Below are 26,541 nucleotides of genomic sequence, written 5' to 3' on the forward strand. Positions count from 1 at the left end.
GGTGGAGCGCAGCCACCTCGGCTCACCGCGCCCAGCGCGGCCTCTCGGAGCCGGCGAGGTGCCCGGTGCGGAGGGTTTCCGTTTGCGGAGTCCTTGGGCATCTCGCCGGTTCCGGCCCCTTTCTCAGCTTGTAGGCCGCCTTCCGGGTCGAACCGGAGGGTGCATCGGGGGATCCCTCCCGGAGAACGGCACGGGACATGCTTCCGGGTGTGTGTCCCGTCCGAGCTGCCCGTCACCGGAGCGCCAGGCCCGCCCTCCGCGGCCCCGGGCCATGGCGACCCCGTCTTCCCCGGCGTGATGTGACGGCGGCCGGTTCGGTCGGCGGTATCTTTTGAGGCGATTTGCTCATTAGTGACCGTCGACCGAACCGCATCCGGAGGGGATCCACCTCGTGCTCCTGCTGGCTCCACCGTCATCCACGCCGTCCCCCTCGCCGAGTTCCACGTCGTCGTCCCTCAACCCGACGCAACTCATCAACGATGTGAGCAAGGCGTGCACGAATGACGGGTCGTTCTGCAGCCTGCTCTACGACCTGCTTCCGGTGGGTTCCTTCGCGCCGCTTCTGGCGACGGTCATCACGATCGCGCTGATCCTGGTCCTGGCTCTGCTGGTGCGCAATCTGGCGCACCGCCTCATCGGCCGGGTGGTCAACCGGGCCTCCACCACCACCCCGATCGCCGGCCGCTTCCGCAAGAACGGCGCCGCCACCGACGGCATCGACGCCCTCCTCAACGAACGCCGCAAACAGCGCGCCGAGACCATGGGCTCGGTACTCAAGCACATCGCCTCGATCGTCATCATCGGCACCGCCATCCTGACCGTGCTGGACCGGCTGACCATCCCCATCGCCCCGCTGCTCACCAGCGTCGGCATCCTCGGCGTGGCGATCGGCTTCGGCGCGCAGGAGCTGGTCAAGGACTTCATCGCGGGCATGTTCATGCTGCTGGAAGACCAGTACGGCGTGGGCGACGTCGTGGACGTGGGCGCCGCCGTGGGCACGGTGGAGGCGGTCACGCTCCGGGTGACGCGGCTGCGCGACGCCGACGGCCGGGTCTGGTACGTGCGCAACGGCACCATCGCCCGCGTCGGCAACGAGTCGCAGGGCTGGTCGCGCGCCTACGTGGACGTCCCGGTGGCCTACGACTCCGACGTGGCGGCGGTTCGCGAGCTGCTGCAGCGGGTCACCACGGAGCTGTGGGAGGACCCCGAGTTCCGCGAGTCGGTGATCGTGGAGGAGCCGAGCGTCTTCGGCGTGGAGCAGTTGTCGGACAGTTCGCTGGTCTTCCGGGTCTCGGCCAAGACGCTGCCAGCCCACCAGGCAGAGGTCGCCCGCGAGCTGAGGCTCCGCGTCAAGGCCGCCCTGGACGGAGCGGGAATAGCCATCGCCCCCTAACACTTAGGCTTATACCGTGACTGAGATTTCCTTCTATGACGCCGTCGGAGGCGAGGAGACGTTCCGGCGCCTCGTGCACCGCTTCTACGAGGGCGTCAGGGAGGACCCCTTGCTGCGGCCGATGTACCCGGAGGAGGATCTCTCCGGCGCCGAGGACCGGCTGCGCGGCTTCCTGATCCAGTACTGGGGCGGGCCGACGACCTACAGCCAGGAGCGCGGCCATCCCCGGCTGCGCATGCGCCACGCGCCGTTCCCGGTCGACGAGGCCGCACGGGACGCCTGGCTGCGGCACATGCACGACGCGGTCCAGGATCTGGAGCTGGCCGAGGACCTGGAGAAGCGGCTCTGGGACTATCTGGTGTACGCGGCGCACAGCATGGTGAACACTCCGACATAGCGGGCATGACACGCCACATGGATATCCCCTGGTGGCGTGATGCCATCGTCTACGAGATCTACGTCCGCAGCTTCTCCGACGCCTCCGGTGACGGTGTCGGCGACCTTCCCGGGATCCGGGAGCGCCTGCCGTACCTCAGAGATCTGGGTGTGGACGCGATCTGGCTGACGCCGTTCTACACCTCGCCGATGGCCGACGGCGGGTACGACGTGGCCGACTACCGTGACGTCGATCCGCTGTTCGGGACGCTGGGCGACTTCGAGTCGCTGGTCTCCGACGCGCACGAGCTCGGGCTGAGGGTGGTTGTGGACATCGTGCCGAACCACAGCTCCGACCGGCATCAGTGGTTCCAGCAGGCGCTGCGGGGCGAGCGGCGCGAGCGCTACCTCTTCCGGGAGGGCGGGGCGCTGCCGCCGAACAACTGGCAGTCGACGTTCAGCGGGCCCGCGTGGACGCGGGTGGCGGACGGGCAGTGGTATCTGCATCTGTTCGCGCCGGGGCAGCCGGACTTCAACTGGCGCGATCCCGAGGTCCACGCGGAGTTCCTGGACGTCCTGCGGTTCTGGCTGGATCGCGGCGTGGACGGCTTCCGCATCGACGTGGCCATGGGCCTGTACAAGGCCGAGGGGCTGCCCGACGTCGAGGACCAGTCGTTCACGTCGGTCTCGCCGGTGTGGGGGCAGCCGGAGGTGCACGAGGTGTACCGGCAGTGGCGCAAGGTCCTGGACTCCTACCCTGGTGAGCGCATGGCCGTCGGCGAGGTGTGGACGGACAAGGCGGAGGATCTGGCCCAGTACGTGCGGCCCGACGAGTTGCACCAGAGCTTCAACTTCGCGTGGCTGCAGGCGCCGTGGTCGCCGACGGCGTTCAAGAAGGTGATCGACGAGACGATGGCGACGGTCCCGTTCGCGACGTGGGTGCTGTCCAACCATGACGTGGTACGGCACCGCACCCGCTACGACACCGAAGACCCGGGAACCGGCCTCAATAGGGCAAAAGCCGCACTGCTCACCATGCTCGCCCTGCCCGGTAGTGCATACCTCTACCAGGGGGAGGAACTTGGACTCCCAGAGGTTAAGAATCTTCCCCCGGAAGCCCGTCAGGACCCAGTCTTCATCCAGTCCGAGGGCAAGCTCCCCGGCCGCGACGGCTGCCGCGTGCCGATGCCCTGGACCGCCCGCGGCGCCTCCTACGGCTTCTCGCCCGGCGACGTGAAGCCCTGGCTCCCCCAGCCGGAGGTCTTCGGCGAACTGAGCGCGGAAGCCCAGACCGGACAGAGCTCCTCAACCCTCGAGTTCTACCGCCAAGCCCTGACCACCCGCCGTGACCTCATACGTTCCCTGCCATACACCGTGGAGTGGCTGGATTCCCCCGAAGGTGCGCTTTTCTTCACCCGTGGCCCGCTGACCTGCGTGCTCAACTGCGGCCTGGAACCCGTGCCGCTCCCGCCGTACGAGAGCCTGATTCTGTCGAGCGGCCCGCTCGACGGCGGCCTGCTCCCGCCCGACACGGCGGCCTGGCTCCACCGCCCCTAGCCGGCCCGCGGGCGTCATGACGAGTCCTGATCATGGCGCCCCTGGCCCCGCTCCGCGCCGACCGGGATCACCGGCAGCGAGGCCAGGCACAACACCAGCCCGACGCCGAACCCCGCCCAGAACCCCGTCTGCGCGATCAGCACACCGAGCAGGGGCGCGGCGACCAGGGCGACGACGTTCTGGACGCCGTTGTGCGTGCCGAGCACCCGCCCCGCCCAGCCGGGCCCGGCCAGCTCCCCCGCGGCCAGGTAGGCCAGCCCGTTCCCGGCCACGGTCATCACCGCCGCCAGCGCCAGCGTCACCGGCCCCGCCCACGCGATCGCCGCCATCCCGGAGACCGCCTGCGCGCCGACCAGCAGCGCGAGCACCGCCGCCGTGGTGACCGTGAGGATCCGCAACGGCCCCATCCGCAGCCCGGTCCGGTCCGACCAGCGCCCCACCGCGATCCGCACCACCGCTCCCCCGATGGCCGCCGCCCCGAAAAGCTGCCCCGCGTGCACCTTGTCCCATCCGTAGGTGCCGACGAGGCAGGCCACGCCGTACGTGCTGACCGCGATCTGCGGCACGACGTGCAGCGCGCTCGTGCCGTGCACCCGCCACAACTCGCTCTTGCGGTACGGCGAGGCCGCCTGCGGAGCGCTCGCGGCGGCCAGTTCGCGCGGCGGCTCGGCCAGCAGCAAACCGGCCAGGACCGCAGCGACCAGACAGAACCCGGAGCAGACCAGCAGCACACCCGACAGCCCGTACGCGCTCGACACCGCGGGCAGCAGGAACCCGGCCACCGCCATCCCGAGCGTGTAGGAGACCTGCCGCAGCCCCATCGCGACGCCGCGCTCCGGCGGGTCGAACCACCGCAGCACGATGCGCCCGCCGCCCACCATGGCCGCCGATCCGGCCGCGCCCGCGAGCGCGAGCAGCGCGACGACCGCCCACGGCGCCTGCGCGAACGCCGCCGCCGCCAAGAACAGCGAGGCCAGCCCGACCCCGGCGCCCAGCGCCACCCGCTCGCCGCGCCGGTCGGCCAGCGCGCCCCAGGCGACGAGGGCGAGCAGGATCCCGATGCCGGGAGCGTTCCCGATCACCGCCGCGACGGGCAGCGACACCTGGAAGTCGCGCTGGATGTCCGGCATGACCAGGGGAAGCCCGAATAATCCGAGCGTGACACTCGCATGAGCGTTGACGCCGAGTCCCAGCATCCCCCAACGCCTCTTATCGCCCACAACCTCCGATATTTCACGATGTGAGGTTGTTTGCGCGAGCCTGTATTACTCCGCGAGATACCGCTTGAGATAGATGAGCTCGTCCTCCAGCAGCCGGCGCGGCGCCGCGCGGTCCACGTCGTAGGCCACGAGCACCGACCGGGCGGTCACGAAGACCTCTTTTTCGTCCCGGATCTCGTACTCCAGCGTGAACCGCACCGGCCGTACCTCGGTCACCCACGTCTCCACGTTGACCGGATCTGCCCGGAACGTCAGCGGACGCCGGTAGTCGATCTCATGCCGGGCCACCACGAGCCCCTTGAACGGCGCGTCCCCGGCACGATACGGGTCGATGTGCAGCATCCCCAGCCGGGCGTCCTCCAGATAGTCGAAAAACCGCACGTTGTTGACGTGCCCGAGCGAGTCGATGTCGGCGAACCTGACCATCCTCGGGAAGATGTGCCGCTTGGCCGGGGATCTCTTGACCACCCCTCCACGCTATCGACTGTCATGGTGTGGTTATGGGCTGGGGATGCCGTTCCCGTCGAACCCCTGCCCGGCCAGCACGTCGTCGAGCGTCACCCGGGTCCCGCCGTGGTCGCCGTCGGACTGGGCCAGCTGGATCAGCACCCCGTGCGCCTCCTTCGGGTGCAGGAACACCTCGCGCCAGCGCGGGTCGCCGGTGTTCAGCCCGTGCAGCCGGTACCCCTTCCCGGTCAGCCTGGCCACCGCCGCGTCCATGTCCGTGACGTGGAAGTTCAGGTGATGGACCCCGCCCCTGCCCCGGGTCAGCGCGAAGAAGCTGTCGAAGAAGTCCGATCCGGCCAGGGGTTCCATCAGTTCGACCTTGCCGCCTCCGGTGTAGGTGAGCTGCACGGTCCGGTACCCGGCCGCCCGGCTGTCGCCACCGCCGCCCAGGTGCCGTCCGCCCAGCAGATCCTGGTAGATCGGGAGCAGGTCCCTGATCCGGGGGGCGGCCACCGCCGTGTGGTCGAACGTCACGCCGAGGCCGTCAAGATCTTGTTCCAGTCCCACGCTTTGGCTCCTCTCGCGCCATCTAGAACTTGATTCTAGACATGCCCGTGCAGGCCCCAGCACCGCGGCTCCTGTCCACGGCGCCGCTGGTCCGTTGTTGCACTTGTCTGGGCAGGCGGGGCCGTGACGGCGGGTGCCACGTCCGACGTGAGAAGCGATCCCCCCGATCGGCGCGAGCCCACGGCGGCGGGTGGCGTGGGGGTGGCTCCGCCGTAACGGATGGGCCGCGGACGGCGAGAAGCACCCGATCGGCCGTAAGCCAGAACAAGAAGAACCTGAAACACCCGCACAAGCCGAACCACGACCTCAGGAAACGCCCACAACGCAAAAGCCCGCCGCCCTCGCGGACGAGGACGGCGGGAAACCGGAGCTAGTCGCGGTGGAGCTTGCGGTAGGTGACGCGGTGGGGGCGGGCGGCGTCGGCGCCCAGGCGCTCGATCTTGTTCTTCTCGTAGTCGGCGAAGTTGCCCTCGAACCAGAACCAGTTCGAGCCCTCCTCCCAAGCCAGGATGTGCGTCGCGATCCGGTCAAGGAACCACCGGTCGTGGGAGGTGATGACGGCGCAGCCCGGGAAGTCGAGCAGGGCGTTCTCCAGCGAGCCCAGCGTCTCGGTGTCGAGGTCGTTGGTGGGCTCGTCGAGCAGGAGGACGTTTCCGCCCTGCTTGAGGGTGAGCGCCAGGTTGAGGCGGTTACGCTCGCCGCCCGACAGCACCCCGGCCTTCTTCTGCTGGTCGGGGCCCTTGAAGCCGAACGCCGCGATGTACGCCCGCGAGGGCACCTCGACCTGCCCGACCTTGATGAAGTCGAGGCCGTCGGAGACGACCTCCCAGACGTTCTTGTTCGGGTCGATGCCGCCACGCGACTGGTCGGCGTAGGAGATCTTGACGGTGTCGCCGACGATGATCGCGCCGTTGTCGGGCTTCTCCTGGCCGGTGATCATGCGGAACAGCGTGGTCTTGCCGACGCCGTTCGGGCCGATGATGCCGACGATGCCGTTGCGGGGCAGGTCGAAGGTGATGTTTTCCATGAGGACGCGGTCGTCGAAGCCCTTGGTGAGCTTCTCGGCCCTGATCACCGTGGTGCCCAGGCGCGGGCCCGGCGGGATCTGGATCTCCTCGAAGTCCAGCTTGCGGTGCTTGTCGGCCTCGGCGGCCATCTCCTCGTAGCGCTGCAGACGGGCCTTGCTCTTGGTCTGGCGGGCCTTCGGGTTGGAGCGGACCCACTCCAGCTCGTCCTCCAGGCGCTTCTTGCGCTTGACGTCCTTCTGGCCCTCGACCTTCAGACGCTGCGCCTTGGCCTCAAGGTAGGTGGAATAGTTGCCCTCGTACACGTAGCAGCGGCCACGGTCGAGCTCCAGGATCCAGCCGGCCACGTTGTCGAGGAAGTAGCGGTCGTGGGTGACGGACAGGACGGTGCCCGCGTACTTCTCCAGGTGCGACTCCAGCCACTGCACGCTCTCGGCGTCCAGGTGGTTGGTGGGCTCGTCGAGCAGCAGCAGGTCGGGCGCCTCAAGCAGGAGCTTGCACAGCGCCACGCGGCGGCGCTCACCACCGGACAGCGTCGTCACGTCGGCGTCCGGCGGCGGGCAGCGCAGCGCGTCCATCGCCTGCTCGAGCTGCGAGTCGAGCTCCCACGCGTTGCGGTGGTCGAGCTCGTCCTGCAGCTTGCCCATCTCCTCCAGCAGCGCGTCGCTGTAGTCGGTGGCCATCAGCTCGGCGATCTCGTTGAAGCGGTCGAGCATGCCCTTGGTCTCGGCCACCGCCTCCTCGACGTTGCCGAGGACGGTCTTGTCCTCGCTGAGCGGCGGCTCCTGCTGGAGCATGCCCACGGTGTAGCCGGGCATCAGCTTGGCGTCGCCGTTGGAGGGGTGATCCAGGCCCGCCATCATGCGCAGCAGAGTCGACTTGCCGGTGCCGTTCGGGCCGAGCACGCCGATCTTCGCGCCGGGCAGGAACGAGAGCGTGACATCGTTCAGGACAACCTTGTCGCCATGCGCCTTGCGTACGCGCTGCATCGTGTAGATGTACTCGGCCATGCTCTCTAGCTTAGGGCGTGCGGCGCCCCGCCCTGGCCACGGTTGCGGCTAACGTATGCGGGTGCGCCAGGGACGGGTCGAGGTCATCGCGGGGCCGATGTTCGCGGGCAAGAGCGAAGAGCTCCTGCGGAGGGTACGGCGGGCCGTCATCGCCGGCCGCCGGGTCGAGGTGTTCACCCACCGGCTGGACGTGCGCAGAGGCGCCGACCGGGTCTCCTCCCACGCCGGCGCCGACCATCCCGCCCGCTCGGCCGCGACCGCCGCCGAGATCGAGTCCATGGCCGACCCGGCAGCCGATCTGGTCGCGGTCGACGAGGCCCAGTTCTTCGGCCCCGATCTGGCCGAGGCCGCCGACCGGCTGGCGGTGCGCGGCGCCGTCGTGGTCGTCGCCGGTCTGGACGTGACCTTCGACCGCCGGCCGTTCGAGCCGCTGCCGTCCCTGATGGCGCTGGCCGAGCGGGTGACGAAGCTCACCTCGATCTGCCTGGTCTGCGGCAACGACGCGATCTTCCACGAGCGGGTGTCGCACGCGGGCGGCAGCGCGACCGATGTGGTCGCTGAGCACGTCGGGGGCGAGGACAAGTACCAGGCCCGTTGCCGGGTCCACGTCAGAAGGTAGGGCTAACCCCCCTATGGTTCGGGGTGTCCACGGGCTTAGAACGGGGGGAGATCTTCAACAGACTCGTCATCATGACCACCGAGACGATCGCGCGGCCGGGCACCGGCAGCGACTACGCCCGGCTACTCCAGCGCGTGACCGACGCCGGCCTGATGCGCCGGCGCCCCGGCTACTACGTGGTGCGAATCGGCCTCATCCTCGGCCTGTACGCCGGCGGCCTGGCCGCCTTCTTCGCGCTCGGCGACTCCTGGTGGCAGGTGGGCGTGGCCGTGTTCTTCGCCGTCATGTTCGCCCAGGTGGCGCTGGTTTCCCATGACATCGCCCACCGTCAGGTGTTCCGTACCGAGAAGCCCACCAGGATGACCGGCTGGGTGACCGGCAACCTGCTCGTCGGCATGGGCTACGGCTGGTGGATGGAGAAGCACACCCGCCACCACGCCAACCCGAACCACGAGGACCTCGACCCGGACGTCCGCCCCGACGTCATCGTCTGGTCCAAGGATCAGGCGCGCTCCAGCAAGGGATTGGCCCGCATCATCGGCCCCCGCCAGGCGCTGCTGTTCTACCCGCTGCTCCTGCTCGAAGGCCTGAACCTGCACGTGTCCGGCTTCCGCTCGCTGACCAACCCGAAGCTCAAGTTCAAGGCCGTCGAGGGCGTCCTGCTGACCGTTCACGTCGTCGGGTACCTGGCCGCGCTGTTCCTGGTGCTGTCGCCTGTGAAAGCGCTGATCTTCCTCGCCGTCCACCAGGGACTCTGGGGCCTGTACATGGGCTCGGTCTTCGCCCCCGGGCACAAGGGCATGCCCACGCTCAAGCAGGGCGAGAAGCTCGACTACCTGCGCCGCCAGGTCCTGACCACCCGCAACGTGCGGGGAGGCGTCGTCACCGACGTCGCGATGGGCGGCCTCAACTACCAGATCGAGCACCACCTGTTCCCGAACATGCCCAGCCCGCACCTGCCGCTCGCCCAGTCGTTCGTCCGCGACCACTGCGCCGAGATCGACGTGCCCTACTACGAGACGAGCCTGATCCAGTCGCACCGCGAGGCCCTGCAGCACATGCACGAGGTCGGCGAGCCGCTGCGGCTGGGCAACCTCGAGTAGCCACCCGGGGGGGTGTCGAAGGGGCGGGCGCGGGAGGGGAGCGCCCGCCTCTTCGGCGTCAGTGCCGGTGGCCTTTGGCCGTCAGTGCCGGTGGCCGTCGTCGCCGTGCTGCGGCTCCGTCGAGTTCTCCACCGCCGTGTACGGCACCGCCGCCGCCTTGGCCAGCGCGCCGGTGTTGGCGGCGGCCGGGTCAGGACGGCCCGCGTGCGCGCACTGGCCGGTGGCCGCACCGGTGATCCGGTTCGCCGCGCCCAGGTTGGCCGGGGCGGCGCTGTTGCCCGTGCAGACCAGCGCGCCGCGTACGGTGCTCCCGGCCAGCGCCGGCGCCTGGTTACCGGTGAGCACGAGCGCCCCGCGCACCTCGGTACCGGCGATGACCAGGGCTTCCTTGGTGCCCTTGATCTCCACCGCGCCGTTCACGCGGCCCTTCAGCAGGTGCACCTGTGCCGCCTGGGACGTGCTCAGGACGCCCGAGATGCTGCCGCCGCGCATGACCAGGGAGGCGCCCGGCCGTACCGACACAGGACCGGACACCTTTGCGCCTTCCAGGCAGGTGACGCCGGAGGTGACCACGAGCGCGCCCCGGTACGTGCCGGTGACCGTGCGGTCGCACGCGGGCGGCGGCGCCATCGTGGCCACCCGGAAGCTGCCGGACCGGCCGTAGTTGCCCGCGGCGTCGATGGAGCGGTACTCGATCGTGTGGCGGCCGCGCGGGAGCTTGCCGTACACGAGATGGTCGATCACGGTGCCGCTCTCGCTGAACGTCCACGGCAGGTCGGCCGAGGTCGGCCAGCCGAAGTAGTTGAACCAGCCGTCGCCGTCCACGCGCGACTCGGACACCACGTAGCCGTCCTTGTCGTCGCGGCCGGTCAGCTTCATCGTGAACGGCCCGTTGTACAGGTACAGATCCCCGTCCTTCACCACAGGCGCGGACAGCTCATAGCCAGTCGTCGGCGGCGTCCCGTCGACGGTCCAGGTAACGGTGTCCGCTCCGGCGGTCGCGGTGAGCGTGTGAACACCCGGGCTCAGGTCCTTGAGCGCGAAGTCGCTGCCCGAGTCGCCCACCTTCGTCCCGTCCAGCTTCCAGGTCACGGGGACGAGCTGCTGCGCCGGATGCGTGGTCTCCACGTACATGACGTCCTCGCGCCCGGCCGGCCTGGTCGCGGGGGCGGCGGAGACGATGCCGGGCGCCAGCCCGTCGGGCGGCGTGGTGAGCGCGGTGTCGACCGTCCACGTCCTGGTGCGGGTGAGCGCGGCGCGCACCGCCGGGTCCCGCACGAACTCCGTCGTGTCCGCGACCGTCGCCGTGACCGTGTGCCTCCCCGGCGACAGGTTCAAGGTCCGCAGGTCAAGAGCATCCTCAGTCGACGGTACGGCGGCGCCGTCCACACTCCAGGTCACCTTCAACGCGTGACCCAGCGGCCGCATCGGCTCCACCCACAGCACCCGATCCGCACCCACAGGCACGTTCACCGGCGTCGAACCCTGGATCACGTCGGTCTTCGCGGTGATGCGCTGCACCATCACCTCGCGGCTGACCTGGTCGAAGTAGTAGCCGAGCGACTTCATCATCGAGTGCCGCGAGGGCCGCCACACCCCCGTCGAGGCGTACAGCCCGCCCTCGAACCGCGCGATCGGCCCGCCCGACTCGCTCTCCTCACCCAGCCAGCGCCACCACTTGCGCTTCTGGTCCAGCATCTGCTGCTCGGTCAGCAACGAGTGATGCGCACTGGACGGCTCAGGCCCGGTATAGGCGCCGCCAGGGACGCCACGCTGGTAGTAGTCGTACTCGTCCTGGAGCCCGCCCAGGGAGTGGCCCAGTTCGTGGGGGCTGATCAGGGCCGACATCGCGTTGCTGCCGGAGGCGGTGGCGTAGGAGCCGCCCGCGCCGCCGTACGTCTTGCTGTTGCCCAGCGCCAGAATCTGCCGATTGCCAGGCGTGGTGCCCGCGACCATGCTGGCGTAGCGGTTGGCGGCGGAGTTGTTCATAGTGATCAGCCGCTGGACACTCTGTGCGTTGCACTGCCCCCAGAACCCCATGCTCAAGGGCGTGTTCTTACGCGGCGAACTGAGATCCGGATCGCAACTGATCCCCGAGTCGGCCGAGACGATGTCCACGCGGTAGACGTTGATGTAGTTCCGGTAGCTCTTGAACGGCTCGATGGACCACATCACGTTGAGATGCCGGTCCACGTCGGTCTTGAAGGCGGCCTGCTCGCTCTCGGTATACCCGTCACCGAGAAGCACCAGATTGAAACGCTTGGCCGGATCCCCGGTGACCTGCACCGGAACCACCGTCGCCGCACCTGGCTCGGCGGCACTGGCGGGAAGCGGGTGAACGAGAAGTGATCCGGCCAGCAAGAGGGCGGCTAAGGCGCCGGTGGCGCGCAATGGGACCTCCGGGGTGTGGTACATGACGTGCTAGTACTATCCGCGCACGCCACCCATCCGTCCCATCTCACCTGGGCATAACCCCAGCGATATACCCCCACCCCCACCAACCCACCACCCACCCCAGCCAACACACCCACAACCACCCACTCACCCAGCACACCCACCACCGCCCACCCCCGGGCCAGCACACCCGCCCCGGTCCACCCACACAGCACACCCTCCCGCCTCCACCGGACAGCACGCCCTCCCGCCACCACCCACCCAGACAGCACACCCCCCGCCACCACCCGGACAGCACGCCCTCCCGGCACACCCGGGCAGGACATCGCCGACTACCCGGGAAGCCCACAGCGCGACACCTCACGCGGCAATCCCCAGGTACCCCGAAAGGCCCCAACGCGACGCCTCACGGCACACGCCTCACGGCACACGGCACACGGCGCACGGCACACGGCACACGGCACACGGCACACGGCACACGGCAGCGGCACAGGTAGCACGCCTGCGGCATGTGGGCAGCGGCACCCCTGCACGTCACTGCCACACCACACGCCCGAGACACCAGGGCACGTCACGAGCGCACGGGTCCTGAGGCAGCACCCGGGCCGCAGACGTGCCCGTGTCCTGAGGCGGCGCGACCGCAAGAGCCCGCAGCGAAACCCACAAGCGCCGGGATACCGCGTGGTCGGAGGGGTTCTGGGGTGGGGGGCGGTCAGGGTGGGGGGAATGGCTGGCCGTTGGGGTGGGGGCGGTCAGGGTGGGGGTGGGTCGAGTGGGGGTGGTCAAGGTGGGAGGAATGGCTGCCGTGGTGGGGGTGGTCAGGGTGAAGGGAGTGGTGGTCAGGGTGAAGCGAGGGACGGGTGGGGTGGGGGTGGTCAGGGTGCGGGGAGGGGTGGGTCGGGTGGGGGTTGGGGTGGGGGGGTGGGTTGGACGGCGGGGATGCAGATGCGGTCGCGGCCCAGTTCCTTCGCGCGGTACAAGGCGAGGTCGGCGGCGGCGAGGAGTTCGATCAGGTCGTCGCCGTGGATGCTCATGATGGCCACCCCAGCCGAGATCGTGATGGTGATCATGGCGTCGTCGGCCGGGATGGCCATGCGGCCGATGCGGTGGCGCAGGCGTTCGGCGACCCGGCGGGCTTCGGAGATGTCGGCTCTCGGGAGGAGGACCACGAACTCCTCGCCGCCGAAGCGGCCCACCACGTCGTAGTCGCGGAGCTGGCCGCGCAGGGTGGCTGCCACGCCTACCAGGACCTGGTCGCCTACCAGGTGGCCGTGGGTGTCGTTGACGCGTTTGAAGTGGTCGATGTCGATGATCAGCAGGGCCAGCGTCTCGCCTGTGCGGCGGGCGCGGACGATCTCGGTGTCGGCTTCGCGCTGCCAGGCGGCCGCGTTGAGGAGGCCGGTCTTCGGGTCGGTGCGGGCCGCCGCCTGCAACTGGGCGTGCAGGAGGCTGCGCTGCAGCAGGACGACCGGCGGCAGGGCCAGGACCAGCAGGGCCAAATTCAGGCCGCAGGCTATGGCCACCGTGACGCCCAGGCAGAGCTCGACCACGTCCAGCAGGACGCTCTCCCGGTCCCACAGGACGTCGCGCCAGCGGGTGTCGGGGTCGGCGGTGTGGGCGGCCACGGCGATGAGCGCGGTGTTGAGCAGGGCGAACAGCGTGGCGCAGGCCACCGCGTAGAGGATCGGGGCGCCGCCGCCCCTGGACAGGACGGCCGGGTCGGGGACCAGTCGGTGGAAGACCACCGAGGCGGTGCACCCGGCCAGGCCGATGGCGGCCGAGCTGAACACGCGGCGGTACAGGACCGTGGCGCGCACCCGCAACTGGAGCAACACCTGCAACAGGATCGGCGAGAACAGGGCGTAGACCGGCGGCAGCAGCAGCGCCACCGGCAACCACCACGCCGACAGCAGGTCGCGTGAGACGCCGGCCGGCATGCCCAGCCGCCTGGTCGCTTCGATGCAGACCGCCCCACAGGCCATCAACGCGCCGAACATCAGCAGATCTGACCAGCTAAATTCGGCAGATGTCGCAAAGACCGCAATGGCCGCGACATCCAGGATTACGATCCCTATGAGATAGACCACGAGGGCGCGGCGCTGCCCCAGCAGCGGCCAGCGGCCGGCCAGTGTTGACACACCGTCGCGAGACTTGACCGAGGTGTGACTGGTCGCCGCCATCCCGTCTCCTCTCAGACTAACGATGTGTAACACAATAGTTGCGGAGTGTGCGTTGCGCGATGGGAACCGCTACCTTTGGCTCGGTGGCCTCATGCGTCATGCGGCCACCGAATGGGATGCCGCTCACTCCGCGAGCGGGCCGTGCGGGAAAGGAGCAGCCATGGTGCGGGGCGTGACCTGGACCTGACAGATGCTCTCAACATCTGACACGGGCAACACCATCGGCTGATCCGCGAGGTGATCCGAGCTCTCCAGGCTCGGGGACACCGACACGTCACGGCCGGTGCCCCCTCCTCCTCCGCCCGCCCGCCTGACCTCAGGCGGCCGCCCGCTCCTCGACGGGATCGCCTGAGCCGTCGCCTGCCGCGCCGAGCACCCTCACCAGCGCATCCCCGTCGTCGAGCGCGCCCTCCGGCTCCTCACGCCGCCCCCGCCGCCGTCCACGAGCGGTCTCCGCCCCGCCCTTCCCCGGCTCCCGAACAGCCCCGGCCTTCCCAGATTCCGGAACAGCCCCAACCCCACCCTTTCCGGGCTCCGGAACCGCCCCGCCCTTCACAGCCTCCCGGGCGCTCCCAGCCTCGCCCTTCACGAGCTCCCGCGGGTTTACTGCCTCGGCCTGCATGAGCTCCCGAGCGACTCCGGCCTCGCCCTTAACAGGCTCCCCAGCAGCCCCGGCTTCGCCCTTCACGAACGGCCCAGGGCCCGGTCCGACCTCCTGAGCCGCTCCGGCATCACCTGTCTCAGGCGGCACGAGACCACCGGCGAGACCGAGGTCCCCACCGGCAGGCTGGAACGCACCGCCCGAATCCCACCCGGACGACCCCAGCACCCGAACCTCCCCAGCCGCGGCCGGAAGAGCGGCACGGAAGGGGTCGCCGCCGGTCAGGACACGCTCACGGGACTCCAGCGTGCCGAACGCCGGGTCGAGCTCGGCACCACCGGAGCGGGGACGGCCGCCGCCCATGGCCCAGTCCTGGGTGTCCTCGTCGAGCCGTTCGCGCCGCTCCCTGCTCACGATCGAGGCCCCGCGCTCCGGCTTGCTGAACACGCCGGTGCCCCACCGCAGGTCGTGACCCACAGAAGAGGCCTCCACCTCGGCCATGAACCGCCGGTCGTCCTCGGCCCCGAACTCCCTGATCCGCAGCTTCCCCGACACCACGACCGGGTGCCCGACCCGGATCGACTGGGCGACGTTGTCGGCCAGCGCGCGCCAGCACCGTACGGCGAAGCAGACCTTCTCCCCGTCGGCCCACTGGCCGGTCTTCTTGTCGAAATAGCGGTGGCTGGTCAGCACCCGCAGCGAGGTCACCCGGACCCCGTCCTCGAAGGTGTATTGGCGCGGCTCGGATGCGACGTTGCCGGTGAGCGTGATGTAGATGTCGTTCATCGGTTGCCTCCCATGCGGCGGGCGGGCTGCCCGCGGACGGAGGCCACGTTCTCGCGAACGGCACCCGGGAGAACCCGCCGAACGCCGTTCTGGGGACAACCGGCCCCTGTGGAGAACTCAGCCGGTGAGGCCCCTCATGGCGGCGGCGAACTCGTTGTGCCTGGTCAGCTCCCGCTCAACCGGCTCCACGACCATGCTCTCCGCCACCACGCCCACCCGACGGCGCATCTCCCGCTCCAGCCGCTCACGCTCGCGCGAGGCGCCCAGAACGACGAAGTTCCGCGAGGCGACCGCCGACAAAGCGCCCAATCCAAGCACGGAGGCCATCATCACCCCGACCCAGGGCAGCGCGGCCGTATCGCCGAGCACCGCGAGCGCCGACGGCAACGAGTCACCGGCCGTCAGCCCGACCCCCAGCCACACCAGCCCGAGGAAGAACGCCGCCACCAGCGTGTACTGCCACGCCTTGAGCGCCCGCCACCACCCCGGCACCCGGTCGAGCTCCGGCGCGACTTCGGCCAGCTCCTCGGTGAGCGCCTGCGGAAGCTGCCCGGCGCGCGAGCGAGCCGCGTGGTGCAGCCCGGTCCGCCACACGTCGGTCATCCCGCCCGTGAGCCCGTCGGCCAGCGCCTGCACGGCGTTGACCACCTCGGCGGGCTGCGCGGTGATCCGCCCGGTGACGACCTGCATCTCGTCCAGCTTGAGGCTCTTCAGCGGATCCGGCCGGAACTTCGCGATCCATCGCGGGTACGGCCAGCCGACCCACCGCCCGGACCGCTCGGCGTAGATGTTCTCCATGGCCTCGCCCAGCGCGGGCACGCCCACGGCGTCGCAGAGCGCGTCCGTCAGCCCGACCCGGCGCGCCGCGTCGACGTTGGCCGGCGCCTCGCCCACGGGGGAGGTTTCGGCCAGCCGTCTGGTCAACCGGTCAAGGTCGGCGTCGAGGCGCTGGATGGCGGCCCGCCGACGGGAGACCGCGTCGGCGATCACGCTCTTCAGGCTGTCGATGCCGCGCCCGGAAACGGCCGAGGTGGGCACGACGGTCGGCTGCGCCACGCCCTCGCGCTTGAGCAGGTCGTTGAGGTCGATGACCAGCTCGGCCAGTTCTTCGTGGGAGAGCCGGTCGGACTGGTTGAGCGCGAAGACGGTGACGGCCTCGTGCCCGGCCAGGTCGGTGACGTAGCGGCGGTGGGTGGAGGCGTCGGCGTACTTCTGCGGGTCCAGCACCCACACCACCAGGTCGGCCAGCCCGATCAGCCGGTCGGCCTCGTTGTCGGTGAGCGCCCTGATCGAGTCGTGGTCGGGCAGGTCGAGCAGGATCAGCCCGTGCAGGCGGCTCTCGCCCTTGTCGAGCGCGCTGGCGCGGGCGAAGCGGTGCCGCCACTGCACCTGCAGCCAGTCGAGGAGCGGCGCCGCGCCGTCGAGCCCCCACACGCAGGCGTGGGTACGCGCCGTCGTCGGCCGCCTGACGCCCGTCGGCGACAGTTCGAGCCCGGAGACCGCGTTGAACAGCGTCGACTTGCCGCTGCCCGTGCCTCCGGCCAGCGCGACCACGGTGTGCTCCGACGAGAGCTTGAGCCGGTCGCCGGCGCGCAGCAGCAGGGCGCCCGATTCGGTGAGCAGCTTCTCGTCGAGCCGACCCGGGCCGAGCTCCACGATCTTGGAAAGGGAGTTGAGCCGTGGGCCGAGCCCCGGCCTTCCGGTGGTGGTGACAGCCGTCATCGAGCGACCTCGAGGTTGTATGTCGCCTGGTAGAGCCTCGTCGCGGCCGACTCGTCCGGTATCCCGGCCGCGTCGAGCGCCTGCACGTAACGCATGGATTCCTCGTCGAACAGCACACCGATCCTGGCTCGCAGGTCGCTGAGCGCCTTCGCGCCGATGCCGCGCAGCGACTCGGCGCCGAGCAGGGCGTTGACCAGCTTGTGCGGCACGCCCTCGACGCTGCCGCCGCTGAACATCGCCACCATGAAGATCAACGCCAGCGAGTCGGCGTCGAACGACACGATCTTGGAGATCGACCGCTTGGCCACGCCTTCGGTCCTGACCAGCTCGGTGACGTGCTCCTGCCAGGCCGCGATGGCCCGGTTGGCGCGGCGCGCGAGCTCGTCGGAGGGGCGTTCGAGCCCGGCTCCGAGCAGCCCGCCCAGCTCGGCGCGGTGCCGCCAGCGGGCCACGACCTCCTCGGAGGCCCGGTTGGCCGCCGCCGCGATCAGCGACTCCAGGCCGGTGCGGATCGCGGTGCGGAAGGCCTGGATGCGCTCGGGCGTCTGCTTGGCCGCCTTGCCGCGCCTGCGTACCTGGAGGGCGCGGGTGAGCTCGCCGGAGCCGGTGAAGTCCTGCCAGCGGGCCAGCACCTCGCCGTTGACCAGCGAACCGTTCTTGGTGGCCCGCTCGATGTCGGACAGCGCGCCCAGGTAGGCGGCCTCGACGTCGGTACGCAGCTCGTTGCGGAAGGCGACCTGCTCCTCCAGCTGCCTGGCCAGCTCCGGCACCCGGGTGCGGAAGCTGTCGAGCACGCCGTCCAGCGTCTCGCGTACGGCAAGGGCCCGGCGCTCCTCGTCGACGGAGAGTTCGGCGAGCCAGAGCCGCAGGTCGGTGACCTCGCTGTCTGGCAGCCTGCCGTCGGTGACCGTGGCCTCGTTGACCACAAACCGGTCGGCGTCGCCCAGGCCGTACTCGGTGAGCATGCGGACGAAGTGCTTCAGCACCACGTCGCGCGCCCTCGGCTGGACCCGCGAGAGCACGATGCCGAGCCGGGCGCCGCGCTCCTTGGCCAGCCGCAGCAGCTTCCACGCGGGCGCGTCGGCGTAGCGGGCGGCGGTGGTGACGAAGATCCACAGGTCCGCGGCGTCGAGCATGCGGTGGGCGACGTCGTGGTGCTCCTCGACGACGGAGTCGATGTCGGGGGTGTCGAGCAGCGCCACGCCCTGGGGCAGCTTCTCGGTGGACACCACGACGAGGCTGTCGAGCCCGGTCTCCGGGGTCGGCTTCTCGATCCTCGTCAGCCCGCCGAGCAACTCGCCCGAGCTGAACCACGGCAGGTCGTCGGGATGGCAGGCCAGCACCGGTGTCCCGGTGGTGGGCCGGCGCACGCCGGTGCGGCTGATGTTCTTCTCCGCCAGGCTGTTGACCAGCGTGGACTTGCCCGCACCGGTCGACCCGGCCACCACGATCAGCGCCGGAGCCGTGCTGGTGCGCACCCTGGGCAGCACGTAGTCGCGCAACTGCGCCAGCAGGTCGTCCCGCGCCTGCCGCGCCTCCTCGGCACCGGGCAGGTCAAGCCCGAACCGCAGGTCGGCCACGCTCAGCCGCAACGCGTCGAGCGCGACGCCGAGCCGCTGAGCCGCCTCCTTGGGCAGCGCTTCCTCCCGCACCGCCTGCGCGGGCGCGTCCTGCCCCTTTTCCGGTACGGCTTCCGCCGCGTCCTCGGCCACCTCCGTGGCCTCGCCGTCAGCTTGGTCCTCGGTGTCCGCGTGGTCTTCTACCTCGGGCGCCTCGTCTACCTCTGGCGCCTCGGCGGCGTCCTCGGCCACACCGGGCCCGTCAGGCCCGTCATCGTCTCCGGCCTCGTCGTCATGCTCGGCGACGTCACCGGCGTCCTCATCCGCAATGTCCTCGTCTGCCACGTCCTCGGCGTCGACGTCCTCGCCGCCCGGATCCTGGGTCGCCTCAGCCTCCGGTGGATCGGCGTCGTGTTCGGCGGCCGGGTCGGGGGCGGCCGGCCGTACCTCTGCGGGCTGTCTGATGGGAGGCATGAACAGCGTCCGCTCCCCCGCGGACTCCTGGTGCCCGTCACCCATGGTGTTCACGGAACCCGCTCCGATCGAACCATCTCGACCTCCTGGCCGACCTTTACGACGTCACCGACGACGACGATCGCCGGGGGCCGTATCCCGGCCGCTGAGACGCGGTCGGCCACGGTGGCAAGCGTGGCGGTGACCGCCCGTTGCGTGGGAAGAGTACCGTCCTGTACCACCATTACGGGAGTTTCCGGCGAACGTCCGTCTCGCTGCAAGGCCTCGGCCACCTTCGCCAGCCGTTCCACGGCCATCATCAGCACGAGCGTGCCCTCGGAGCGTGCCATTCCGGGCCAGTCGACCGTGGAGCGTGGATCGTCGGGCGCGACGTGCACCGAGATCACGTGGAACTCCTGGCTGACCCCCCGGTGCGTGACCGGGACCCCCGCGGCGGCCGGGACCGCGACCGGGCTGGTGATGCCCGGCACGACCAGCACCGGGATGCCCGCGTGGGCGCAGGCCAGCATCTCCTCGCCGCCGCGCCCGAACACGAACGGGTCGCCGCCCTTCAGCCGGACCACGAACTTGCCCTGTCTGGCCCGCTCGATCAGCACCTCGTTGATGGCCTCCTGGGGCAGCGAACGCCCGTAAGGCACCTTGGCGGCGTCGATCAGCTCGACGTCGGGGGCGAGTTCGTCGAGCAGCGCCCGGGGCGCGAGCCGGTCGGCGACGACCACGTCGGCCTGGGCGAGCAACTGCCGCCCGCGCACGGTGATCAGGCCCGGATCGCCCGGCCCGCCACCGACCAAGGCGACACCGATGGGTTTCGCCCGGTTACGGCGGGCGTCGACGGTGCCGTCGCGCAGCGCGTCGACCACGGCGTCGCGGATTCCGGCGGCCCGGCGCGGATCGCCGCCCGCCGTGATCGCGACGCTGATCTCGTCGACCTTGCCCGAGGCGGGCGTCCAGGCGGCGGAGGCGTCCTTGTCGTCGGCGCGCACGCACCAGATCCGCTTGGCCTCGGCCTCGGCGGCCACGGCCGCGTTGACCGCGTGGTCGCTCGTGCAGGCCTGCACGAGCCACGCGCCGTCGCAGTCGCCCACTTCGTACGGCCTGGCGTGCCAGGTGATCCGGCCGGCGGCGATCAGGTCGTCGAGCGCCGGAGTGACGGAGGTCGAGACCACCGTGACCGCCGCACCGGCCTCCAGCAGCGCGGGAACCCGTCGCTGGGCGACCCGGCCGCCACCGACGACGAGGACCCGGCGGCCGGAAAGCCGCAGGCCGAGGAGGTAGGGGCCCATGGGGCGAATCTCCCGTTCGCGAAGGTTGGTGTGTTAGGAGGTAAACCTAACGGAAGATTGGCGATGTGGAACTAGCGGCCGTCAAGTAGAGGCTGCCGGGGATCCCAGCGCGGCCCGCCTCCATCGTCCTTGCGGCGTCTGGCCATCGCTGACAGAGCCTCAAGGATAACGCGGTTGCCGAGGAAGGCGGTGATCTCCGCGTGATCGTACGGCGGCGCCACCTCCACCACCTCCATGCCGGCCACGGGCAGTTCGTAGCAGATGCGGCGGACCGCGTCGAGAAGCTGCCTGGCCGACAGCCCGCCGGGCTCCGGCGTGCCCGTGCCGGGCGCGTGGCCCGGGTCGCAGACGTCGATGTCGACCGAGAGGAAGATCTGGTCGCACTCGTCCAGCGCGATCGTGAACGCCTCCGTCAGGCACTCCTCCAGCCCACGCGTGACGATCTCCGTCATCTCGTAGGAGCGCATGTTCTGCCCGGCCATCCAGTCGAGCGTCTCGGGCCCCGGCCAGTAGCCGCGCAGGCCGATCTGGAGGAAGCGGTCCCCCCTGATCGCCCCGGACTCGATCAGCCGGCGCATCGGCGTGCCGTGCCCGTGCAGGTGCCCGAACTCGATGTCACCCGTGTCCGCGTGCGCGTCAAAATGGATCATCGAGGTACGGCCCGGCTCGAACGCCCGCGCGGTGCCCTTGGCATCGGGCAGCGCCACGGTGTGGTCACCGCCGAGGATCAGCGGGATCGCACCGGAGGCGGCGATCCGGTGAACGGCGTCCTCGATGCCGGCCAGCGAGCTCTCGACGTCTCCCGAGTACATCTCCACGTCTCCGGCGTCCAGCACCCGCAGGTCCTGGAGGGCGTCCACGCGGAGCGCAAGGCTGGGCCTGGAACCGTCGTGCGGCAGGTAGCAGGCCTGGCGCAGGGCCATCGGGCCGAACCTGGCGCCCGGCCGGTTCGAGGTGCCGCCGTCGAAGGGGGCGCCGACGATGACCACGTCCGCGCCGGCGTAGGTGGCCGGATCGGCCACGTCGCACCGCTCGACGCCCAGGAAGGTGATGTCGGGTCCGTACATCGCACCGTAACGAGTCACCATCCCATCATCACACCCCGCCACCCACCACCCCCGGAACCCCGCGCCACTGAGCGACCCCGGCAAAGGCAACAGCCCACACCTCCCGAACCGGCCCAGAAAGCGCCACCCAGACACCCGGCCAAGCAACTCCCCGGCCACAGTCCCCGGAGCAGCCCCGGTCAGGAATTCCGGGGACACAGGGACACGGGGGACACAGGGACACGGGGGACACAGGGACACGGGGACACAGGGACACGGCCCTAAGCCAGGAGACACGGCCCCCCGGACACGGTGAGCGGGTTCCGGGAGACGGGAAGCCGCACCTGGACAGGCCTCAGAGGGCGCGGGTCAGCTGGGCTTCTCGGTTACGCCGGCGGCGTCGAAGGTGGCGACGTCGTGCATGACCCGGACCGCCGCGCACACCAGCGGATGCGCCAGCAGCCCACCCGTCCCCTCGCCCAACCGGAGCTCCAGGTCGACCAGCGGCCGCAGGCCCAGGTGCGCGAGAGCCACAGCGTGACCGGGTTCGGCGGAGCGGTGACCCGCCACGCAGTGGTCCGCGACCGAGGGGGACAGCGCGTGGGCGGCCAGGGCGGCGGCCCCGGCGATGACGCCGTCGAGGATCACCGGCACCCGCGCCGCCGCCCCACCGAGGATGAACCCGGCGATGGCCGCGTGCTCGAAGCCGCCGAGCGCGGCGAGGGTGGACAGGGGCGTCGAGGCAGCGGCGTTGGCGTCGAGTGCACGGCGGACCACCGCGATCTTGAGGGTATGGGTCGAGTCGTCCACGCCGGTGCCCCGGCCGGTGACCGCGGCGGCGTCCGTGCCGGTGAAGGCGGCGATGAGGGCGGCCGAGGCGGTGGTGTTGGCGATGCCCATGTCGCCGGTGATGAGGCAGCGGGCCCCGTCCGCGATGAGGGTGCGGGCCACGGAGATGCCCGCTTCGAGCGCCTGTACGGCCTGCGCCTCCGTCATCGCCGGCCCGAGGGAGAGGTCGGCGGTGCCGTACCCCACCTTCTTGATCATTAGGCCGGACGCGGGCGGAAGGTCGGCGGCCACGCCCACGTCGACGACGGTCACGGACGCGCCGACCTGGGCGGCGAAGGCGTTGGCCACCGCTCCCCCGGCCAGGAAGTTGGCCACCATCTGCTGCGTGACCTCCTGCGGCCACGGGCTCACGCCCTGGGCGTGCACGCCGTGGTCGGCGGCGAAGATGGCCAGGGCGGCGGGTTCTGGCATCGGGGGCGGGGAGGTTCTGGCCGCGCCCGCCAGGCGTACCGCGACCTCTTCCAGCACGCCGAGCGCGCCGGGAGGCTTGGTGAGGCGGTCCTGGTGGGAGCGGGCTTCGGCCAGCGCGCGGGCGTCGGCGGGGCGGATCGCGGCGATCGTCTCTTCCAGCACGCCCGCCAGACTAGCTAGTGGACGAGCTGGAGCGCTTCCTCGTAGCGGTCGATGACGACGTCGGCGAGGGTCTCGCAGTCGCCGATCACCTCGGCGCAGCGGATGTCGAGGTCGGGGTGTCCGGCGCCGTAGGCGAGCGCCTGGGCCCAGACCTTCTCCAGCATGACCCCGGCGAACAGCAGGTAGGGGACGACGATGACGCGCTTGGCGCCGAGCCGGCGGCAGCGCTCCAGGCCGCCGGGCACACCGGGCGGGGTGACGGAGACGAAGGCGGTCTCGACGGTCATGAAGTCGTAGGCGTGCGTCTCCCAGAACAACCGCGAGACCCGGTGCACCTCCGCGTTGGCGACCGGGTCCGTGGAACCCTCGCCGACCAGCACGACCGCGGTCTCGCCCGGCTCGATCCGGGGAATCTCGTCCAGGACGGCGGCGGAGTCGACGACGCGCAGGCGGGGCCGTTCGGAGACGGGCTCGACGATGTCGGCGGCGGCGTCCTTGAGCCGCTCGGCGAGGACGGCCAGCACGCGGGGGTCGGGGCCGAGGGGGCGGCCGTAGTCGTACATGAGCGTGGGGTGCCTCTCCTGCTCCAGGGCCATGGCGGCGGGGAAGTCGTCGCTGACCCGGCTGAGGCTGAGGGGCAGCGCCACCAGACGGTGATGGCCGCGTGCCACCAGGGAGGCGACGGAGTCGCTCAACCGGGGGGTCGCGCGTTCGAGGTAGCCGCCGGATACATCGGCGGCCTGCTCGTCGAGGCGGCATCGGAGCCGATGGACGAATCTGCCGAACTCTGCAGAATCGCCGTCATCGTTCGAGCCCTGCCCGACGAGCAGCAGCGGCGGCTTCATGTGTAGGGGTTCTCCGGTGCGTAGACAAGACACGCGAGGATAACCGATCGGCGACGGTTCAGAGAACCCTTGCGTGCACCACGAACACGGGATCGGCGGCTTGCAGGCCGTGTGAGCCGTCGGAGTGGGCGGTCAGCCTGGAGGCCTGGATCTGGGTGCCTTCGGCCTGGTAGCCCTGCTCGCGCAGCAGGTCGAGTACGGCGGGCACGTGCTCGACGGTCTTGAGCGAGCACACGAGCGTGCGGGGGCCGCGGGCGGCGCAGGCGGCGATCACGTCGGTTCCGCCGCCGCCGACGAAGATCGCGTCGGGGTCGGGCAGCGGTTCGAGGGCGGGCGGGGCCTGGCCTCGGGTGAGGGCGACCTTGACGCCGTGTTCGATGACGTTGGCGCGCAGGCGGGCGCAGGCCTCCTCCTCGCGTTCGACGGCGACGACGGCCGCGCCGAACCTGGCGCACTCGACCGCGATCTCTCCGGCTCCGGCGCCGACGTCCCAGATCAGGTCGCCGAGGCGGGGGCCGAGCTTGGCCAGGATGAACGCGCGTACCTCGGGCGCGATCCCCGTCCCGAACGGCAGCGCCCACTCCCCCGGCCCCGGCTGTGCCCCGGCCACCCAGCCCGGCTCCTTGGGCCGGTGCGACGGGTCGAGGACGAGCACGACGTCGGGGTCCTTCCACGGCCGGGTGGTGGCCTCGCCCATGCGGCTGTGGGTGACGCGCTGGCCGGGTCCGCCGAGGTCCTCGCAGACGATGAGGGAACGCGGGGTGGTGGGCGCCAGTTCGCGGGCCAGTTCGGCGGGGCCGACGCCGGGGGTGCACAGCACGGCGACCTTGGTGTGGGCGCGGCAGGCGTTGACGACCCGGGCGAGCTGGTAGGCCCCGGCGGGGGCGACGACGAGTGCGTCCTCCCAGTTGAGCCCGGCACAGGCGAACGCGCGGGTGATCACCGCGCTGGCGGGCAGCACCTCGGGCTTGATGCCGCGGGCGCGCAGCGCGGCGACGGCGCCGAACAGCCCGGGGTCGCCGTGGGCGAGCACGACGGCGGGTCCTTCGCCCTGTTCGAGGTGGTCGTCGAGGGCGCTGAGCAGCGCGTCGGACGAGGCGGTCGGCGCGTCGATCCCGAGTTCGCCGATGAGGTCGTCGGGGCCCACCACGAGTGCGGCCGCGCGCAGCCGGTCGGCCGCCATGGCAGGAAGGCCGGAACCGTCCCAGCCGATCACCGTGATTGTCACCCCCTCAGAGTGACGTCTTTCCCACCAGGTCGGAAGGGATGAGGCCATACACGACGAGGTCCTCGCCGTGGCCGCCGTTGCGGGCCACGCCCTCGCGGACGAACCCGGCCTTCTCCGCCACCCGCTGCGAGCTGGTGTTCGACGCCGCGGCCCGCAACTGGAGCCGCTGGAAGCCGTGGTCGTCGAAGATCCAGCGCGCGACGGCGAGCACGGCCTCGCCGATGTAGCCCTGCCCGCGCGCCCACGGCGCGGTCATGTAGCCGACTTCCGTGGTACGCATCCGCCAGTCGGTGTCCTTGAGGTCGACGCTGCCGACGTACCGTCCGCTGTCGCGCTCCTCGACCGTCCACGCGACGCCCTCGCCGTCGGCGCGCGCCTGCTCGACGTGGCGCAGGAAGCCGCGCGCGTCCGCCTCGGTGTAGCCGCGCGGAACCGTGGTGAAGGCCTGCGTCCGCGCGTCGGCGCCGGTCGCGGCCAGTCCGGGCAGGTCCCGCCGGTCCGGCCGCCGCAGCCGAAGCCGCGCCGTGAACAGCTCGTGGTGCGGGAAGACCTCTTTGGCGATACGGCTGTCGCCGCGCAACAGCCCGAACATGGCCAGGTCGTGCGGCCCGTCGTCCTCCAGGACCGCGGCCCGCAGCACGCCCTCCCTGGTGAAGCCCGCTTTCTCGGCGACCCGGATCGAGGCGGTGTTGTCGAGGTTGGCGGTCAGGTCGATGCGCCGCAGCTCGGTGTGCGCGAAGACGTGGTCGGCCAGCCCGGTGACCGCCTCCGGCGCGAATCCGCGGCCCCGGTAGAGCGGGTGGACGCCGTAGCCGACCTCGGTGGTGCCCGCGGTCCACGAGGTCTTGAACAGGCTGATCGCGCCCACGACCAGCCCTTCCGCGTCGGTCATGGCCAGGTGCGCGCCGGTGCCTGAGCGCTGCAGCTCGTGCGCGCCCGCGGTGAGCCACGGGGTGATCCCGGCGACGTGCGTGGGCGCGCCGGGCGGCAGGAAGATCGCCCCGGACTCGACGATCGCGCGGATCCGGTCGGCGTCCTGGGGCCCGAACGGGCGCAGGACCAGGCGTTCTGTCGTGACGGTGAGCTGTGCGTCGAACACGTGCGAAGGCTACCCAGTCAGGTGCTGATGATCACTTCCAGGGTCCTCGGACCGTGCACGCCCTCGACCCGGTTGAGCTCGATGTCGCTGGTGGCCGACGGTCCGCTGATCCAGGTGAGCGGCCTGGCCGGGTCGAGCCTCGCGACCGCGTCGGGGACGCCGCCGACGATCTGGTCGGCGCGCACCAGGCACAGGTGGTAGTCGGGCAGCAGCGTCTGGGCCCGCTCGCCCTGGCGGGTGTCCAGCACGATGGTGCCGGTCTCGGCGATGGCGATCGCGCAGCCGGTGACGACGCCGTCGGCCGCCGCCAGCTCGTCCCGCGTCCACGCGCGTTCGCCGGGCACGACCATCCGCTTGCCCTCGGTCAGCTCGGCCACCTTGGCGTCCACGTCGGCGGCGGGCACCACGTGCACGATGGCCCGGTAGTCGTCCAGCCGCTCGGCGAACAGCCCGACCGGGTCGGCCACGGTGACGCTGGTGCGGTAGTCGCGCGGGATCTCCACGTCGGGAGCGCCCTTCACGGCCGCCCTGATCCGCCCCAGAATCTCCTCACGCGCGCCCATCGCGCCCGTATCCATCCGGTCGC

Annotated in this window: 21 protein-coding genes; 5 read left to right on the forward strand and 16 right to left on the reverse strand. The window is 70.7% G+C overall.

The window, feature by feature from the left end; translation table 11 throughout:
• Positions 1-481: 481 nt before the first annotated feature.
• From HNR40_RS08375 to HNR40_RS08385, 3 genes are read left to right on the forward strand one after another with little or no spacing between them, the layout of a single operon-like run.
• Complete coding sequence (locus tag HNR40_RS08375; protein WP_312896239.1) at positions 482-1,393, forward strand: mechanosensitive ion channel family protein; 912 nt, start codon at positions 482-484, stop codon at positions 1,391-1,393.
• A gap of 16 nt (positions 1,394-1,409) precedes the next feature.
• Positions 1,410-1,790 (forward strand): globin, encoded by a 381-nt coding sequence (locus HNR40_RS08380; RefSeq protein WP_184959656.1) that lies wholly within the window; start codon positions 1,410-1,412, stop codon positions 1,788-1,790.
• Positions 1,791-1,807: 17 nt separating this feature from the next.
• A complete protein-coding gene (locus HNR40_RS08385) occupies positions 1,808-3,325 on the forward strand; it encodes a glycoside hydrolase family 13 protein (protein ID WP_184959658.1) in 1,518 nt (505 codons plus the stop codon).
• Between the two features lie 14 nt (positions 3,326-3,339).
• On the opposite strand, the gene HNR40_RS08390 is transcribed toward HNR40_RS08385, so the two are convergent.
• The 4 genes from HNR40_RS08390 to ettA form a co-directional block, all read right to left on the reverse strand.
• A complete protein-coding gene (locus HNR40_RS08390) occupies positions 3,340-4,521 on the reverse strand; it encodes an MFS transporter (protein ID WP_281395108.1) in 1,182 nt (393 codons plus the stop codon).
• A 69-nt stretch (positions 4,522-4,590) separates the two neighbouring features.
• Positions 4,591-5,013, reverse strand: coding sequence for an acyl-CoA thioesterase (locus tag HNR40_RS08395; protein ID WP_312896240.1), 423 nt, complete (start codon positions 5,011-5,013; stop codon positions 4,591-4,593).
• Positions 5,014-5,043: 30 nt separating this feature from the next.
• Positions 5,044-5,559, reverse strand: coding sequence for a VOC family protein (locus tag HNR40_RS08400; protein WP_184959662.1), 516 nt, complete (start codon positions 5,557-5,559; stop codon positions 5,044-5,046).
• A gap of 370 nt (positions 5,560-5,929) precedes the next feature.
• On the reverse strand, positions 5,930-7,594 hold the full coding sequence (gene ettA / locus HNR40_RS08405; protein WP_184959665.1) for an energy-dependent translational throttle protein EttA: 1,665 nt from the start codon (positions 7,592-7,594) through the stop codon (positions 5,930-5,932).
• A gap of 61 nt (positions 7,595-7,655) precedes the next feature.
• Here ettA and HNR40_RS08410 point away from each other — a divergent pair, with 61 nt between their 5' ends.
• Positions 7,656-8,213, forward strand: coding sequence for a thymidine kinase (locus HNR40_RS08410; protein WP_221340172.1), 558 nt, complete (start codon positions 7,656-7,658; stop codon positions 8,211-8,213).
• A 71-nt stretch (positions 8,214-8,284) separates the two neighbouring features.
• Positions 8,285-9,316 (forward strand): fatty acid desaturase family protein, encoded by a 1,032-nt coding sequence (locus tag HNR40_RS08415; protein ID WP_184959669.1) that lies wholly within the window; start codon positions 8,285-8,287, stop codon positions 9,314-9,316.
• Positions 9,317-9,397: 81 nt separating this feature from the next.
• Here the strand turns inward: HNR40_RS08415 and HNR40_RS08420 are convergent, their stop codons facing one another.
• The 12 genes from HNR40_RS08420 to HNR40_RS08475 form a co-directional block, all read right to left on the reverse strand.
• Positions 9,398-11,611, reverse strand: a complete 2,214-nt coding sequence (locus HNR40_RS08420; protein ID WP_312896241.1) for a M64 family metallopeptidase — start codon at positions 11,609-11,611, stop codon at positions 9,398-9,400.
• A 974-nt stretch (positions 11,612-12,585) separates the two neighbouring features.
• A complete protein-coding gene (locus HNR40_RS08425; RefSeq protein ID WP_246508774.1) occupies positions 12,586-13,707 on the reverse strand; it encodes a GGDEF domain-containing protein in 1,122 nt (373 codons plus the stop codon).
• Positions 13,708-14,206: 499 nt separating this feature from the next.
• Positions 14,207-15,277, reverse strand: a complete 1,071-nt coding sequence (locus tag HNR40_RS08430; protein ID WP_184959673.1) for a single-stranded DNA-binding protein — start codon at positions 15,275-15,277, stop codon at positions 14,207-14,209.
• Positions 15,278-15,394: 117 nt separating this feature from the next.
• Positions 15,395-16,999, reverse strand: a complete 1,605-nt coding sequence (locus HNR40_RS08435; RefSeq protein WP_184959675.1) for a GTP-binding protein — start codon at positions 16,997-16,999, stop codon at positions 15,395-15,397.
• Positions 16,996-19,077, reverse strand: coding sequence for a GTPase (locus HNR40_RS08440; RefSeq protein WP_221340226.1), 2,082 nt, complete (start codon positions 19,075-19,077; stop codon positions 16,996-16,998). Before HNR40_RS08440 ends, HNR40_RS08435 begins: the two co-directional genes overlap by 4 nt.
• 5 nt (positions 19,078-19,082) lie before the next feature.
• Positions 19,083-20,315, reverse strand: coding sequence for a uroporphyrinogen-III C-methyltransferase (gene cobA, locus HNR40_RS08445; RefSeq protein WP_184959677.1), 1,233 nt, complete (start codon positions 20,313-20,315; stop codon positions 19,083-19,085).
• 71 nt (positions 20,316-20,386) lie between these two features.
• Complete coding sequence (gene speB / locus HNR40_RS08450; RefSeq protein WP_246508775.1) at positions 20,387-21,403, reverse strand: agmatinase; 1,017 nt, start codon at positions 21,401-21,403, stop codon at positions 20,387-20,389.
• A 327-nt stretch (positions 21,404-21,730) separates the two neighbouring features.
• Positions 21,731-22,783 carry a nicotinate-nucleotide--dimethylbenzimidazole phosphoribosyltransferase gene (cobT, locus tag HNR40_RS08455; RefSeq protein WP_184959678.1) on the reverse strand — a complete coding sequence of 351 codons (1,053 nt, stop codon included), beginning with the start codon at positions 22,781-22,783 and terminating at the stop codon, positions 21,731-21,733.
• A 14-nt stretch (positions 22,784-22,797) separates the two neighbouring features.
• The gene (locus HNR40_RS08460) at positions 22,798-23,628 is read right to left on the reverse strand and encodes a sirohydrochlorin chelatase (protein ID WP_184959680.1); all 831 of its coding nucleotides are present in this window, start codon (positions 23,626-23,628) and stop codon (positions 22,798-22,800) included.
• 58 nt (positions 23,629-23,686) lie between these two features.
• Positions 23,687-24,856 carry a bifunctional cobalt-precorrin-7 (C(5))-methyltransferase/cobalt-precorrin-6B (C(15))-methyltransferase gene (locus tag HNR40_RS08465; RefSeq protein WP_312896242.1) on the reverse strand — a complete coding sequence of 390 codons (1,170 nt, stop codon included), beginning with the start codon at positions 24,854-24,856 and terminating at the stop codon, positions 23,687-23,689.
• Positions 24,857-24,860: 4 nt separating this feature from the next.
• Positions 24,861-25,955 carry a GNAT family N-acetyltransferase gene (locus HNR40_RS08470; RefSeq protein ID WP_184959683.1) on the reverse strand — a complete coding sequence of 365 codons (1,095 nt, stop codon included), beginning with the start codon at positions 25,953-25,955 and terminating at the stop codon, positions 24,861-24,863.
• 17 nt (positions 25,956-25,972) lie between these two features.
• Positions 25,973-26,533: a LutC/YkgG family protein gene (locus HNR40_RS08475; RefSeq protein ID WP_246508776.1), complete on the reverse strand. Its 561-nt coding sequence runs from the start codon at positions 26,531-26,533 to the stop codon at positions 25,973-25,975.
• Positions 26,534-26,541 lie beyond the last annotated feature (8 nt).

Source organism: Nonomuraea endophytica (assembly GCF_014203235.1).
Classification (GTDB): Bacteria; Actinomycetota; Actinomycetes; order Streptosporangiales; family Streptosporangiaceae; genus Nonomuraea; species Nonomuraea endophytica.